This window comes from Mesorhizobium sp. B2-8-3, from assembly GCF_006440815.1.
Taxonomy (GTDB): domain Bacteria; phylum Pseudomonadota; class Alphaproteobacteria; order Rhizobiales; family Rhizobiaceae; genus Mesorhizobium.
The window spans coordinates 422,599-436,009 of record NZ_VFTW01000001.1; the positions used below are offsets into that span (position 1 = coordinate 422,599).

15 protein-coding genes and 4 pseudogenes are annotated in these 13,411 nt (G+C 60.4%); 6 read left to right on the forward strand and 13 right to left on the reverse strand.

Annotated features, from left to right (window positions below; genetic code table 11):
• Position 1: 1 nt before the first annotated feature.
• Positions 2-997, reverse strand: a complete 996-nt coding sequence (locus FJ418_RS02310; RefSeq protein ID WP_140863327.1) for a nitronate monooxygenase — start codon at positions 995-997, stop codon at positions 2-4.
• An 85-nt stretch (positions 998-1,082) separates the two neighbouring features.
• Between FJ418_RS02310 and FJ418_RS32285 the strand changes: the two are divergent.
• A pseudogene (locus tag FJ418_RS32285) lies at positions 1,083-1,218 on the forward strand (IS5/IS1182 family transposase); the annotation flags it as partial.
• Positions 1,219-1,288: 70 nt separating this feature from the next.
• Here FJ418_RS32285 and FJ418_RS02315 read toward each other — a convergent pair.
• From FJ418_RS02315 to FJ418_RS02340, 6 genes are all read right to left on the reverse strand, one after another.
• On the reverse strand, positions 1,289-2,047 hold the full coding sequence (locus FJ418_RS02315) for a DUF4336 domain-containing protein (protein ID WP_140863328.1): 759 nt from the start codon (positions 2,045-2,047) through the stop codon (positions 1,289-1,291).
• 27 nt (positions 2,048-2,074) lie between these two features.
• Positions 2,075-2,284, reverse strand: a complete 210-nt coding sequence (locus FJ418_RS02320) for a hypothetical protein (RefSeq protein ID WP_140784881.1) — start codon at positions 2,282-2,284, stop codon at positions 2,075-2,077.
• 151 nt (positions 2,285-2,435) lie between these two features.
• Complete coding sequence (locus tag FJ418_RS02325; RefSeq protein ID WP_140784880.1) at positions 2,436-2,627, reverse strand: hypothetical protein; 192 nt, start codon at positions 2,625-2,627, stop codon at positions 2,436-2,438.
• A gap of 543 nt (positions 2,628-3,170) precedes the next feature.
• Complete coding sequence (locus FJ418_RS02330; protein WP_140784879.1) at positions 3,171-3,956, reverse strand: hypothetical protein; 786 nt, start codon at positions 3,954-3,956, stop codon at positions 3,171-3,173.
• Positions 3,943-4,476, reverse strand: a complete 534-nt coding sequence (locus tag FJ418_RS02335) for a sigma-70 family RNA polymerase sigma factor (protein WP_140784878.1) — start codon at positions 4,474-4,476, stop codon at positions 3,943-3,945. The genes FJ418_RS02330 and FJ418_RS02335 overlap by 14 nt, the downstream gene beginning before the upstream one ends.
• Before the next feature lie 412 nt (positions 4,477-4,888).
• Positions 4,889-6,748: a chloride channel protein gene (locus FJ418_RS02340; RefSeq protein ID WP_246682886.1), complete on the reverse strand. Its 1,860-nt coding sequence runs from the start codon at positions 6,746-6,748 to the stop codon at positions 4,889-4,891.
• Between the two features lie 224 nt (positions 6,749-6,972).
• On the opposite strand from FJ418_RS02340, the gene FJ418_RS02345 reads away from it, so the two are divergent.
• Together FJ418_RS02345 and FJ418_RS02350 are read left to right on the forward strand one after the other, a co-directional pair.
• On the forward strand, positions 6,973-7,437 hold the full coding sequence (locus FJ418_RS02345) for a MarR family transcriptional regulator (RefSeq protein ID WP_246682887.1): 465 nt from the start codon (positions 6,973-6,975) through the stop codon (positions 7,435-7,437).
• Between the two features lie 4 nt (positions 7,438-7,441).
• Positions 7,442-8,098: a DUF4336 domain-containing protein gene (locus FJ418_RS02350; RefSeq protein ID WP_246682888.1), complete on the forward strand. Its 657-nt coding sequence runs from the start codon at positions 7,442-7,444 to the stop codon at positions 8,096-8,098.
• Positions 8,099-8,280: 182 nt separating this feature from the next.
• Here the strand turns inward: FJ418_RS02350 and FJ418_RS02355 are convergent, their stop codons facing one another.
• From FJ418_RS02355 to FJ418_RS02365, 3 genes are all read right to left on the reverse strand, one after another.
• On the reverse strand, positions 8,281-8,472 hold the full coding sequence (locus FJ418_RS02355; protein ID WP_246682890.1) for an AlpA family phage regulatory protein: 192 nt from the start codon (positions 8,470-8,472) through the stop codon (positions 8,281-8,283).
• A 156-nt stretch (positions 8,473-8,628) separates the two neighbouring features.
• The gene (locus FJ418_RS02360; protein ID WP_140784876.1) at positions 8,629-8,943 is read right to left on the reverse strand and encodes a hypothetical protein; all 315 of its coding nucleotides are present in this window, start codon (positions 8,941-8,943) and stop codon (positions 8,629-8,631) included.
• A 137-nt stretch (positions 8,944-9,080) separates the two neighbouring features.
• Positions 9,081-9,719, reverse strand: a complete 639-nt coding sequence (locus tag FJ418_RS02365) for a hypothetical protein (protein ID WP_140784875.1) — start codon at positions 9,717-9,719, stop codon at positions 9,081-9,083.
• A gap of 428 nt (positions 9,720-10,147) precedes the next feature.
• On the opposite strand from FJ418_RS02365, the gene FJ418_RS32660 reads away from it, so the two are divergent.
• Together FJ418_RS32660 and FJ418_RS32665 are read left to right on the forward strand one after the other, a co-directional pair.
• The gene (locus tag FJ418_RS32660) at positions 10,148-10,297 is read left to right on the forward strand and encodes a hypothetical protein (protein WP_348643076.1); all 150 of its coding nucleotides are present in this window, start codon (positions 10,148-10,150) and stop codon (positions 10,295-10,297) included.
• Positions 10,243-10,464 carry a hypothetical protein gene (locus tag FJ418_RS32665; protein ID WP_348639947.1) on the forward strand — a complete coding sequence of 74 codons (222 nt, stop codon included), beginning with the start codon at positions 10,243-10,245 and terminating at the stop codon, positions 10,462-10,464. Before FJ418_RS32660 ends, FJ418_RS32665 begins: the two co-directional genes overlap by 55 nt.
• A gap of 439 nt (positions 10,465-10,903) precedes the next feature.
• Here FJ418_RS32665 and FJ418_RS02380 read toward each other — a convergent pair.
• Positions 10,904-11,676, reverse strand: a protein-coding gene (locus FJ418_RS02380; protein WP_210243137.1) for an IS5 family transposase whose coding sequence is annotated in 2 segments (ribosomal slippage) — positions 10,904-11,346 and positions 11,346-11,676 — 774 coding nt in all. Because the reading frame shifts where the segments join, the coding sequence is not laid out codon by codon here.
• A gap of 166 nt (positions 11,677-11,842) precedes the next feature.
• On the opposite strand from FJ418_RS02380, the pseudogene xth reads away from it, so the two are divergent.
• Positions 11,843-12,615 (forward strand): annotated as a pseudogene (xth, locus tag FJ418_RS02385) (exodeoxyribonuclease III).
• Positions 12,616-12,807: 192 nt separating this feature from the next.
• On the opposite strand, the pseudogene FJ418_RS32525 reads toward xth, so the two are convergent.
• Together FJ418_RS32525 and FJ418_RS32670 are read right to left on the reverse strand one after the other, a co-directional pair.
• Positions 12,808-12,942, reverse strand: a pseudogene (locus tag FJ418_RS32525) (DUF488 domain-containing protein); the annotation flags it as partial.
• 65 nt (positions 12,943-13,007) lie between these two features.
• Positions 13,008-13,274, reverse strand: a pseudogene (locus FJ418_RS32670) (DUF488 family protein); the annotation flags it as partial.
• Positions 13,275-13,411: the final 137 nt, after the last annotated feature.

Sequence of the window (13,411 nt, forward strand, 5' to 3'; positions counted from 1 at the left end):
TTTAGAAGGTTGGATCATTCCCAAGCCGTGCGAGTATTGCCCGCGCCTCGTCCCTTATTTCGCGGACAATCTCGGCGGCCGGCTGGAGGTGATGGACGAGGCTGACGCCTTGGCCCGACCATAAGGCAAGGGCGTCAATATCGCCGTCGTCCCCCGATCCCGGCGTGTGAGATTGATATGTAATCACATCACCATATGGCGACCTCGCAACGACCGCGCCTTCGTTGGGACGCCCACCTGCCAGCGGGCGTCCGGCTGCCTCCCAAGCTTCAATTGTTTTGTTGCGGAGGCTACGGTGTGGAGCGTCGGGCCACCCGACATTGAAAACAGTCCCGTATTCTGTGTCCGTCTCCTTGGCTGCGAGGATGCGGTCGCGATAGCGCGGATGAATTGGAGCTTCGATGCTCGCGAGAAAGCGGGTACCGATCCAGGCGCCCGCGGCACCAAGTGCCATCGCCGCAGCTAAACCGCGTCCATCCGCAATGCCACCGGCGGCAAGAACGGGAACCGGCGCGACCTGGTCAACAACTGCCGGAACCAACGCCATCGTGGCAACCCTACCGTAAACGTGGCCACCCGCTTCCCAGCCTTGCGCAACGATTGCGTCCGCACCATCCTCGGCTGATATCCGAGCCTGATCGGCGCTTCCTGCCGTATGCAGCACCTTTGCACCGCCACGATGCGCCGCAGCCGTCAGCGAGCCTGCCTGACCCCAGAAAAATGAGACCACCGGCACGCCTTCTTCTAAGCAGATCGCGAGGCGCTCTTCCTGCGGATAAGTCAACACGAGATTGACGCCGAATGGCCGTTCAGTCAGGGCCTTAGTAGCCCGAATTTCTGCGCGTACCGCTTCGGGCGGACTCCAGCCGAGGGCGAGCATCCCGAGCCCGCCTGCATTGCTAACCGCGGCCGCGAATTGCGGAGACGTAGCTCCACCCATTGCCGCCTGGACAATCGGGATTTCTATGCCGACAACAGTAGTGAAGACGTTGGTCATTGCGCTCCCCCCTGAGTCCACCATCCGGGCAACGCCTTTGCCCGACTTAGGGACAGTGATCCAAAGAAGGCATGGAGGCAAACGGTATCTCGTCAGCAATTGTGACACCATTGAGCGGATGGTTGTGCGGCCTAAACATTTCCGCCGCATTGCCACGCGTTGCGATCGATCGGCAACGAGCTTCCGTCTCACTTACGGCAATTGTCGGCTACTGGTTATGAGTCCTGACCCTAGGGGCTGTTATCTGCGGGCAATTCAAAAGGGCGTTAGGCTTGCGAGGCAGCGAGGTACTCACAACACCCATCGAAATGCCCGCCGCAGCTCGGAAACCCCGTCTTTCTCATACCATCGTCCGTGCGAGACGATAACGCGTTCCGGATCCCAGTCGAGCATCTGACGAACCGCCAATCGGAGCGCTGTACGGCGCCCAAAAAAGCTCAACCGCATGTCGACGGGGGCCTTGCCGTCGGGATCTGCAGCGCCGGCAAGTTTCAAGAGAAATCGGAAAAGCCAGTTATGAATCCGACTTGGCTCAAAGTTCTCGATCAGGTCAGTGAGGATTAATGTTCGAGTGCGGCGGTGAAACAGAACCGCCTCCGTTAGCATATCGCCGCGCACCACCAGTAGGTCTATGTCATCGGGCCAGGGCGAATTACGACCTACCAGCAGCGTGTCGACATCAAAACGACGCTTCGCTCGACGTCTCAGCCCGCGGACAGCCAGAACCTTTGCCGCGGGGACGGCGGCTTTCCAGTCGGGCACCCACCAATAGTGGAGTGAGTTCGGCGCAATCAGGTAGCGAATTGGTCCCAATATCTCGATGGCCGATCGAAGCCCGGGGGAATACGCCACCGGTGAATGCAGGACCAATTCCCCGCTTCGTAGCCGAAAGATCGTCATGCGCGTTGAAAACGGGAATTTCAGCCAGCCCAGCCCGAACCTGATTTCTGATCCATCGACAATCCAGAGGTCGGAAGCCACAGGCTTCAGAACGTTGATTGGCTCGTAGAGGTCCAGGGCGGACCTGCCATTAGCGTGTCTGTGAAGCATTGGCTGGCCCAGCGCTGGTTGAAGAATCTAATCAGGGACGTCCGAACGCTCAGGCGCCAGAGATTGATGTGATGCGTGTCCTTCGGTCGGAAATCGCGCGTTTTCGCGCGCCGTCAGCCATTCGCGAATTGCGAGGCGAATGATCTCCAACCGGGTCAAGTTCATCATAGCGGCGGCAGCCGAGATTGCTATTTCAGTGCTGGCATCCAAAATCATGGTGTTGGACGTGCGCAGCATCGCAGCGGCCTCTAGATCGGCGAGCCTTTGTTTCTCGCTAGAATCCTTATTCCCTGCAGGCAAAACGTTCCTCGCGGTCATCAGTTAGGGTTGTGGCCGACCTCAGCCGGGTCGTAGTCCCCAGTTGCGACGATCCAGTTGTCTCTTAGCGTCACCAGGACAAGGCGAGATCCCTTGGGTAGACCGCTGCTTGATCGGCAAGGTCAGCCCCATCCAGGGCGCAAAACTCACCACCGAGTAGCCAATTCCGGCGCTCACGATCGCCTAAGACCGCGATATACTCGCCGTCGCCGGGATAACCGATGAGACCTATTTCTTCGTCTTCTTCCAACTTACGCATCATGGCCGTCTGACGATTAGGGACAGGAACGCCTGGTAACTCGCGCCAAGAGGGACCACCCCAGCCGGATGCCGGGCCGTCAGGAAGTGCCCGCGCGGTCGCACTTTCCTGAAGCCTAGCCTTATTCACCTGAGCGATCGGCTCTTCGAAGCATTTCATTTGCGCAGGCAACCACAGGGATCGTGAAGCCCTGCTGCCTGGCTTGCGACAACCAAACTTCACGGTTTTCCTGCGAGAGTCCTCTCATTGCTGAGCGTGCCGCGGAAGTGATCTCGAACGCGCCGCAAGATGCACATTGGAATTCGACCTTGCGAAGGGAAACCTCGGCCTCCAGGGCCATCCCAGCGCAAACCGGGCAGTTGGACGGAAAATACCGCCTTTCGAACGACAGGACGTTCACGATGCCGGGCTCTCTGTCTGCGGGCGGGCGGCGCTCGATCGGCCGCAGGGCCAATCGAACCCGCTCCGGCGACACGAGAATGACGCCGGGTGCCGTCGGCCGCAACTGGAGTGCATTCGCTTTCCTTCTGATAGCATCGGCGCTGACTAGCCCTTTGTCTTCGGCGCAACGTTTCTGCGCGTAGCGACTTCGATCTGCTTTGCTTCCACTTCGAGCCGGTCCGGCGCGGCGGAGCCCATCAAGGCGTAAGCCGTGCCTCCCGATTGCCAGTAGACTGTCGGAACCCTGCCGTCAGTGGCAGGGGTTGGAGGAACGGCGTCCTCGCCGTTCATTGGAGCCGCGACGAGCGTGATCCGGCCGACGCTGGGCGTGTCGGCTGTCACTACAAGACTTTGCTGCCCGTTCCAGGGCTGCACCTGTACGTCCTTCACCACCCACCCCGAAGGCAAGGTTGGCATGCTGACGTTGACTGCACCGACCAGCCGTTCAATCTTGTCCTGCTTCGGCTCGTTACCCCTGTTCGGACCTGCATTGAGCTGCGCAACTTTCAAGGCGTCTCTCGCGGCCAGGATGAAGCTTTCATCAGCCGTCTTGCCGCCCTGGCGAAGCGGTACGGTCAGTGAGTTGGCCGACCACCCCACCGCAATGAGAGCGACAGCAGCGACCTGCAGCTTTAGGACAGCTATTAGCTTCTTTTGGCGGAACATTCGCTCCAACTGTTTTGCCTTTTCTAAAGTCGCGCGCGGTGGAAGGGTTCGCCGCGGTTGAGCATTGCGCAAAGCTTCCATGCGCTGAGCGTGTGCAAACACTTCGGCCGCCCGCTCCGGCTCCTGCGCGAGCCGCGCTTGCAGGTCGGATCGCTGCGTCGGTAAGAGTTCGCCGTCGAGGAACCGGTTGATCTCTTCGTCTGAAATCCGGCTATTCGGCCACATCACGGCCTCCCACTATTTTCAAGGAACCCGATGCCTGACCCGTTGCATTCTCCACGCTTTGTTTCAAGGCGACGCGGGCCCTGCTCAAGCGGGACATGACTGTCCCGGCGGGCACACCCAGCAAGTCGGCAGCTTCCGAATAGGTGAAGCCCAGCACGCCGACCACATGAAGAATTTCCGCCTGTTCCGCTGGCATGCCAGAAAGTGCCCGTCCTACGTCGGCCAGTTCGGCGCAATGCTCCTGCGCTGGCGGCGACGTGCGATCCGACAGATCGGCGTAAGAGGCCAGGCGCTGACGGTCGGCCGCCATGCGGCTTGCGCCGGACAAAAAAGTATTCCGGACGATAGCGATCAGCCAGGGCAGCAGCGGACGCGAAGTATCGTAGGACTTGGCCAATGACAACGCACGGACAAGCGCCTCTTGAACCAGATCGTCAGCATCCGAGTCATCGCGCGTAAGCACCCGCGCGTAACGCCATAAATCTTCCAGATAGGGTATGACGTCGAAGTTCACGCTCATACCATTCTGCACAGCCTCCGCTCGGGATCGGCCCAGCGGTCAGGGACGCAACCGCTGGGCCAGATGGGAGCGCTTTCCTCCCGAAGTGCAGGCGTCGAATAGCCATGTGTCATCAATGCCTGCTTCGCTCCCCAGTCCCGACAGCGGCCTCTGGAGGCAGCCAGCCACAGTCGAAGCTCACCCTCAACGCTGCATCTACCGAGCGGGGCCGGAAACTATTCCATTGCGGTTTAAATTTCTTCGGCTGCGGACCTGCGGCACATCGTCAGTAATGCAAGTCACATTCACGGCTTGCGTAAGTCGCGCCACCGTCCGCCGGCGGCGTTTCTTCGGTCATGGAATGTCCTACTCTTTGTTCCAGCGCCCGTCGGATCTGGGGTGCTCAAGATCGCTTGCTCGCTCGGGCCGACTGTTATCGCGGATATATGCGGATGCCCTCGGCCACCGAATTGGCGACATGTTCGCGTGTGATGACGCCGACGACAGCGGAAGCCCGCGGGATGCCGCGTCCGCTCACGACTACCGCCATGAAGGCATTCCTGCGCCATATTCGCTCGATGACATCAGAGGCGACCGCGTCCTCGCCCACGACAGTGAAGTCCCGGCTGGCGATGTCGCCGAGGGTCACGCCGGTGCGCGCACCTTCCAGACCGCGCCGCAGCCCGGTATTGACGCGCAAGACGCCAAAGATCTGATCGCCTCGGGTGATCACAACGTGGCGAAGGCGTCCCTCCGTCTCATGCTCGCGCAGGAATTCGTCGAAGCCCTGCTCCGCCGGCAGAACCATGATGTCGGCGTCCATGACCTCGCGGGCATGACGCACAAGGAACATGTTAGCATGCAGCGCTTTGGGGATGGCGCGGCCACGCCGCACCAACTTGAGCGTGTAGATGTTCTCGCGGGACAGCAGCCGTCGCACACCGACGCTGGTGGCAACCGCAAGGATCATCGGCATGACGATGTCGTATTCGCGCGTCATCTCGAAGGTCATGGTGACGGCGGTCATCACCGCCCCGGTACCGCCACCAACCATGGCGCCCATGCCGACCATGGCGAAGGCCGGAATGCTGACCTGAACGGGAACACCGACCGCCTGCAGCAGCGCCGCGAACCCCCCACCAAGGGTCGCACCCATGAACAGCGAAGGCGAGAAGATACCGCCGGACGAGCCCCCGCCAAGACTGATGGAAGTGGCCACCATCTTGCAGACGAACAGTAAGACCAGCAGCCAGACGATGGATGTGTGGCCCGTCAGGATGCTTTCGATCGTGGCGTAACCGACGCCGTCGACATAGTACTGCCCGAGGGTGACGAAGAGCACATACATCAGCATACCAAGCGCCAGCATGCCGATCACATGACGGGTATAGCGGCCGGGAAGCTTGTCGAACCAGTCCTCGGCCAGATGCAGGCCGCGGATGAAGCCCGCTGCCGCCACGCCCATAATCGCACCCAAAGCCGCATAGAGAACCAGTAGGATGACGGCGTTGGCATCGGCGGGCAACGCCTGCAAGGGAGGTACGAGAAAGGCCGGCTGCTGGCCGAAGAACCAGCGACCGACGAAAGTTGCCGTGCCGGTCGCGATCGCCACTGGCAGAAAAGTACTAACGCTCACTTCCGGCATCATCAGCTCGATGGCGAACATTACGCCGCCGATTGGCGTGTTAAAAGTGGCTGCAATGCCGGCGCCGGCGCCGGAGGCGACCAGGGCAATGCGCTGACCGACCGGCATGTTTATGATCTGGCCAAGCGTCGAGCCCAGCGCCGAGCCGATCTGGATAATCGGCCCCTCGCGCCCGACCGACGACCCCGAGCCAATGGCGACGGCCGAGGCAAGCGATTTCACCAGAGCCACGATCGGCCGGATGTTCCCTTCCTTATAATAGATGGCGTCCATCACTTCGGGTACGCCGTGGCCCTTTGCCTCCGGTGCAAAGTTGGACACGAGGAAGGTGACAATCACCGCACCAACCACGGGCGCCAGGATAACGAACGGTCCCCAGCGACTCGGCGCAGTGAAAACGTTGGCGTCGTAGGCAATGGCCAGCGTGCCGTTGAAGAACAGATTGTGCAGCAGCCCGATCAGATCCCGAAAGACCACCGCGCCCAGCCCGGTGACGATGCCAAGTCCCAAAGCGAGCAGCGAAAGAGAAAGTAGGTTCAGCCGCCGACTTTGCTCGTCGGCTGGTGCCGCCTCGACGGGATAGGAAGTCTCAAGCTTCCTGATCGGACTTTGCGAATTGCTTGGCGCAGACATGCCGTTCCTTGTCATTGGGTTCGCCCGCCCGAAGCCGATGGGCAGCCGGCAACTGGGCCGCGTCTTTTGCAGCCGACAAACGTCAGCCAAATCTGCTGGCCTTTTCAGCTACGATCGAATATGTCATGCCATGACATAAAATGACGGGATTGAGAAGAGTGGCAGAGCGCGAACGACCGGCACTCGGCGATTCAGCACACGAAAACCGTGCGGCACGCCGTCGCGGCCGGAGGGACGTTGTGGCCTCGCAAACGATCGATCCCGCGGATGACACTTTCGATCCCGTCGAATCCACGGCTCTTGACGACAGCGTCTATGAAGGACTGGCCGGTTTTCGCGGGGCGATGCGGCGCTTTCTCGCCTTCAGCGAGGCCACGCTGACCGCCGCCGGCGTCACCTCCCAGCAGTATCAGGCGATGCTGGCAATCAGGGTGCATCCGGACCGGGCAATCATGATCCGGGACCTCGCCCGCGATATGCTGCTGCAGCCGAACGGCGCGGTGCAACTGGTCGACCGTCTGGTCAGCGCCGGTCTGGTCGAGCGTAAGCAAGCTCCCACCGACCGTCGCAGCGTCCTTGTGACGATGACCGTCGAAGGCAGCCACCTGCTGGAGAAGCTTGCCGCGGATCACCTGCGCGAAATGCTGCGGCAGGAACCATTGCTAGCAGAATCGCTTCGGCGGCTACGACATCTGGGCCGATGACCCCATGAGCAGCGATCCTCATCAGGAACCAAGCCTGGAACCCTACGCGCCGGTCAATGTGCTCAAACCGGTCGCCCCTGACATTTGGATCGTGGACGGTTCGGAAATCACCCTCGTCTCGATCGGGCTGAAACTGCCATTCACCACCCGGATGACAGTGATTAGACTGAGCGGCGGAGACCTGATCCTTCACTCGCCGGTGGAGTACTCGCCCGAACTGCGTACGGCGCTTGAAGCATTGGGACCGATCCGTTTCCTCGTTGCACCGAATTCATTGCACTATTGGTGGATACCGGACTGGAAGGCGCAATTGCCGGAAGCAAAGGTCTTTGCCGTTCCCGGCCTCGAAAAGCGGGCCAAGAGGCCGGTCCAGGTCGACCAGGCGTTGATGGATAGACAGTCTTCCTGGCCGGACGAAATCGATCTTCTCGTCATTAAAGGCGATGTGCTGACGGAGGCCGTGTTCTTCCATCGCCTGTCGAAGACGCTGATCCTGACGGATCTCATTGAGAACTTCGAACTGAACCGCATCCACAGCTGGTTCTTCCGCCTGCTTGTGCGGCTTTCTGGTGCCGCCGATCCCGACGGCAAGGCTCCGATCGATATGCAATTGACTTTCTTCCGCTCAAGTCAGGCTCTGCGAAAGCGGTTCGGCAGATGATTGTCTGGGCGCCGGAACGCATCATCATCGCTCATGGGCGCCGGTATGAGAAAGACGGAGTGAAGGAGCTCAGGCGCGCCTTCCGGTGGGTCTGAATGGTCAGGTGGCGACTTTTGGGGGCTATCACCATCGCGACGGTTGCGGTTCAGGGACGTGGCCGGCATAGGCGCGCCGGTGCCTTACTAACACGTCCAAAAGCAGTTTCCTGCGCCGATGGACATCCGGCCCGGGCGCAATTTTGGCGCGGCCTCGATAGAGGCCTGACGGCGCAACTCCAGCCATTCTTCGACCTCTTCAAGATCCCACACGACGCAGCGCGGCGTGAGATTGAAGCGGCGGGGAATTTGCCCCGCGTCAATCTCATAGATGGTCACCGGCGTATGCATGGCTAGAAATAGGTAATCGGAAGTTATCGACGATCCTCGGTCAATCAGACGGCGCCATGGGATCCATTCGTTCGAGCGTCCGGTCGTTCAGAACGAATTGATGCCAGAGTGCGATCAGCGCATGCAGGCCTGCCAGCCAAAGGATCAGCGTTCCGCCGGTTCGTGCAAATCGGCAATCTCTCCTGGCGCGCCCTGCACCGACGCCGTCAAGCTCGGCAGATCGATCCCAAGAAAGGAGACCGACGCGCCGATCCGGGAGGCGGCATACCAGCCGCTCAACGGCAGCGCGACGAGAAGAACGTAAAGGTGGCTGCGTCCGGCACACGCTGCGAGGTCAAGCCATGGTTTCTGCGGATCTTCGATCCAGGGCATGCCGCCCAGCCATCGGGCCAGTAGACGAGGAATGACCAACAGCAACACGGTAAGCCCTACTGTAAAGTGAACGTAGGAGTCGAGCAAGGTCACATTGCCACGATCAACGATGCCGCCGACAAGGCGTCAGAGGCGGACGCCCGTCGCAGCCCAGGCAACTAGCCGCCCTCGTGATTGGCCACCAGCGGAAGCCCCGCTGATCATGCACGATCGCGACGAGCCGGTCAGCGCAGCAGTCCTTCGCCCTCAAAATCTTCCCAACCGCGCAGCTTGGGGTGAGGATCCTCGTCCCAACTGCTGTCGATTGAGCCTGCCCGTTCGCGCCCTCTCTTTTGCGCGCGCTTCAGGGCTGCCTTTGCGGCGGCGCGTCTCCGGTTCTCGGCCGCCTTCGCCGCGTCTTCTTCGCGCCAGACGGTGACAAGATCGCGATCGAGCAGATCTTCAACGTGACGTGGATCGAACACGTGGAAGGTGATCTTTCTCGCGCGCCCGCGTAGTTTGATGGTTCTGGTCCCGACGCTCTGCAAGCGACCATCTTTCAGCCAACGGTGCCGCTCGCCGGACGAGATGGTAAGGATGTCCTCGACCTCTCGAGGGATTACCGGGAGGTCTTCGATATTCCGCATGGCCTTGGACACGATCGCCGCTGCCGCTTCAACGTCGGCGTCAGAACCCTCCGGCAGCCTCAAGGTGAGCACCCGGGATTCTACGTGGAGCAGTGTTCTCAAGGGCAAGGGAAGACGCGCGCGCATCTCGAGGAAAATGCCTCTTGACCGGACCGACGATCCAAGCGTCGCCGCCGGGGAAAGAGGCCACTCTCCAGCCAACTTCGCGGTCTGGTCGATTTTTCGGCGCTCGGGCATGGCCGTTAAATAGGGACTGCAGGCACCCAACTCAACGCAGGGGAATGACGATCGGTGGCGCCAATGCGGCGGCAGGATTGCGGACAGGAACGTGGATGCGCGCGTTCGAAGCCGATCAAAATGGAGCGAATTGCCCAACAGGGAGTTAGGCAGGCCAGACGGGAGAGACAAGAATGGGTCCCCCGGCCGCCCCTAACAGCAAGGGCTAAATCACGCCAACCACCCCAGCGGCGGAAGGCCTCAGCCCTGCCTTGGCGCGGAACATAGAGGCGTTGGTGGCGAGACGGAACGCGACGCCGCGGCTGCATCCTTGGTGCAACGAACGGCCGTAGCGATCAGCAACTTCGCCGGCAGCATGATGTTCGTCTATATTCCACCTTGTCTTCTTCGGGGCTTGGACCGCACTCAATCGCGGCGCCGCAATCTTCATCGAGCCGTTTGATCCATCGCTTTTCATCCTGGCCATGTTCGCCTCGGTCGACGCGATCTTTCTGTCGACCTTCATTCTGATCAACCAGAACGCATGGCGGCCGAGGACAAGGCCAGGGCAGACCTTGATCTGCGGGTCAGTCTGCTGAATGAACATGAGGCGACCAAGCTCATCAAGTTGGTGGAAGAGATAGCCAAGCGCCTGGATGTAGATACCAAAGGTGACGACGAACTGAAGGAGCTCAAGCGCCACGTGGCACCCGAAGCCGTCCTGGACAAGATCGAAGAGGTGCGGGAGCGGGAGACGCCAGGTTGACCCCGCAGCCTGTGCCGGCCCTTCGGCACTCGCCAATCCGCGCGAGGTTCGCCTTAGCTGCTACTTTGCCATGAAGCAATTACCCGGATGCGCGAACCACAGTTCTCGTCCGAACACCACCGCCGACGGCCTGCCTTAGAAGCATTAACGGAAGGCGGCCACAGTTCGGTCCCAGGCATTCGCGCAGGCCGCGGCGATGCTGCCGATCTGCCGAAAACAAGCCCGCGCTAAAACCCTGTGCGGTGACGAACGGCTTCGAGGCTACCGTCGTCAGTCCCCCCCAGGAAAACCCCCTTGGAGAGCATGCGTCTTTGCAAGGCCTCCGAGACGGCGTGCTGGACAGTCTGTCGTCCGGCAGGTGCCGTTGGTTTGCAAAGCTTCCGCCCACAGTATGCAAGCCCTGTGCAATTGAACTCAGGCGCGCTCTGGCCGTACCGTTTCAGCGATCCTGCCGGCAAGTGCCGCAATAACTCGCTCTCCGGTTTCGACAAAGGATGATGGCGCTGAAACTCTGGTCGGTTTTGTCGGCACGCATGGCAATGCGCTTGAATTCCTTGAGTTTGCAGAAGAAATTTTCGATCAGATGACGCCATTTGTACATCTCGGCATCGAGCGGCAGCGACTTTGCACGACGCGAATGCTGAGAAATGACGACCTTGGCGCCGCGCACGTTCAGATCGGCGATGATGACGTTGCTGTCGAAGGCCTTGTCGGCGATCAGAGCGTCGAAGCTGAGACCCTCAATGAGCGGTTCGACACCGACCGTATCGAACCGCTGGCCCGGCAGCAGAACAAAGCGCACGAGATTGCCAAGGGCGTCGGTAAGCGCCAGGATCTTAGTCGTCATGCCGCCCTTGGAGCGACCGATGGCCTGGCTCTGAGTCCCCCTTTTGCGCCCTGGCCGTGGCGATGGACCTTGACGATGGTTGCGTCGACCATGGCGTACTCCATATCCGGGGCATCGGAGCAGGCCTCGAAAAGCCGAATGAAAACATCGGCTTTGACCCAACCGCGGTATCGCGTGAAGACGCTGTTCCACTTGCCGAAGAAGGCTGGCAGATCGCGCCATGGGCTTCCAGTGCGCACGATCCAGAGAACTGCTTCAACAAACAGGCGATTGTCACCTCCGCTTCGTCCAGGGTCTATCGCCTTACCCAGACAGTGCGGTTCCATCCTCGCCCACTGGGCGTCCGTCAATACGAATCGTTCCATCAAAAGCTTGAATCACGACCAAGCCAAGATGGGAATCCTGAATCTCAACAAGCCTTAGGTGGGGCACCAAGTCTCTTAACCAACAGGCCGACGGACAGTTCCAGGTTGAACCCACCATAGCGGCTTGCGTTGCAAGCTCAGAGGAAGCCACGCAGGGAGATAACCGATGCCTCGTATTGCGACCTTCAACGTCAATGGTGTCAACGGCCGCCTGCCGGTGCTTCTGAAGTGGCTTGGCGAGACCAGCTATGACGCGGTGTGTCTTCAGGAGCTGAAGACGCCCGACGACAAATTTCCGATCGAGGCGATCCGAGCCGCCGGCTATGGCGCTGTCTGGCACGGCCAGAAATCCTACAACGGGGTAGCTATACTGGCGCGCGGGAGGAATCCGGTCGAGCGCCGCCGCGGCTTGCCGAGCGATCCCGATGATACGCACAGCCGCTATCTCGAGGCCGAGATCGATAACGTCGTCGTCGGCTGCATCTATTTACCCGATGGCAATCCCGCACCAGGCCCAAAGTTCGATTACAAGTTCCGCTGGTTCGAGCGTCTCCTCACCTACAGCAAATCGCTGCTAGGCGAGCGCACCGTGCTTTGCGGTGACTACAATGTCGTCCCCACGGAGATTGACGCCGTAATACCCGCGCGTTGGTTGGGAGATGCCGTTTTCTTCCCGGAAAGCAGGAACGCCTACGCCCGCATGCTGAGCTTGGGCTGGGTGGACGCGATGCGTCGGGTCCATCCAGGCAAGGGCATCTACACCTATTGGAATTTCTCCTATCGCGGAGGCTACGACCGAAGCTCCGGCCTGCGTATGGATCATCTGCTTGTAAGCCCATCACTTGCGGAGACGATTCAAGCTGCAGGTGTCGATGTCGAGACCCGCGGGTGGGAAAGCCGAGCGACCACGCTCCCGCCTGGATCGATGTGGGCGGATAAGCTGGTCTCGCTGATCCATTCCTGCGCGCCCTCCTCCCGGCCTTTGCGCCTTTCTTCAGATCGTGGCACCGCCGGATAGATCACTGTCCCGTTGTCTCGAAGAAAACGCGCCAGCCGTTGGTACGGCTTTCTCGACCCGGCCATGCCCATCAGGTGGAAGACCCTCTCGCCACGCGCAAGAAGATAATCAGCGATAATGCGGCGGTGGCACCGCCACCAGACTGCTTCCGAGCACATTATCGCGCAGCGACGCGGCCGGAGTGCGAGCAGGCGATCCAATCCGCTTCGAAATTCCGCCGAGAGCGCGTAATCCGCGTAGTGTTGCAAGCTTTGGTTTCTTCACGCGCCGTTCGTTTCGGGCGGAACCGCATCACCTTGCCGCGCCGCCCGCCGAGCGGCACCACAATTTCATACGCGATCTGCGCCTCAGCGAGCGACGTGGCCAGGCATTCCCTATCGAACTGCGGGTAGGCGCGGGACCCGGGCACACGCCTCACGTCGACGACGATGCCGATCCTCCCCCTGCCGAAGAATATCGATGAATTCCTCAATTTTGCGGTTCGAATGCCCAACGATGAAGAAGGGTATACGCGAGCAGTTGGTCGACTGCTTAGAATGCATCCTAGATGACGTCGCGGTCCCTCCAGTGTTCCAAGCACCCCAGGGCCAGACCAATCTCCGGACGAGAGCTGAACTAGCCGGATACGGAGGATCGCCGGTCGCCGTGATCCGTCATGCCGCGCGACAGGAAGCTAGAGATTGCTCGAAAGTCGGCTCGCGTAACTTCCTCGTGACC

Coding starts and splice junctions, on each gene's coding strand:
- FJ418_RS02310 (WP_140863327.1), bottom strand. CDS start 997: ATGACCAACGTCTTCACTACTGTTGTCGGCATAGAAATCCCGATTGTC.
- FJ418_RS02315 (WP_140863328.1), bottom strand. CDS start 2,047: ATGCTTCACAGACACGCTAATGGCAGGTCCGCCCTGGACCTCTACGAG.
- FJ418_RS02320 (WP_140784881.1), bottom strand. CDS start 2,284: ATGCTGCGCACGTCCAACACCATGATTTTGGATGCCAGCACTGAAATA.
- FJ418_RS02325 (WP_140784880.1), bottom strand. CDS start 2,627: ATGATGCGTAAGTTGGAAGAAGACGAAGAAATAGGTCTCATCGGTTAT.
- FJ418_RS02330 (WP_140784879.1), bottom strand. CDS start 3,956: ATGTGGCCGAATAGCCGGATTTCAGACGAAGAGATCAACCGGTTCCTC.
- FJ418_RS02335 (WP_140784878.1), bottom strand. CDS start 4,476: ATGAGCGTGAACTTCGACGTCATACCCTATCTGGAAGATTTATGGCGT.
- FJ418_RS02340 (WP_246682886.1), bottom strand. CDS start 6,748: ATGACAAGGAACGGCATGTCTGCGCCAAGCAATTCGCAAAGTCCGATC.
- FJ418_RS02350 (WP_246682888.1), top strand. CDS start 7,442: ATGAGCAGCGATCCTCATCAGGAACCAAGCCTGGAACCCTACGCGCCG.
- FJ418_RS02365 (WP_140784875.1), bottom strand. CDS start 9,719: ATGCCCGAGCGCCGAAAAATCGACCAGACCGCGAAGTTGGCTGGAGAG.
- FJ418_RS32665 (WP_348639947.1), top strand. CDS start 10,243: ATGGCGGCCGAGGACAAGGCCAGGGCAGACCTTGATCTGCGGGTCAGT.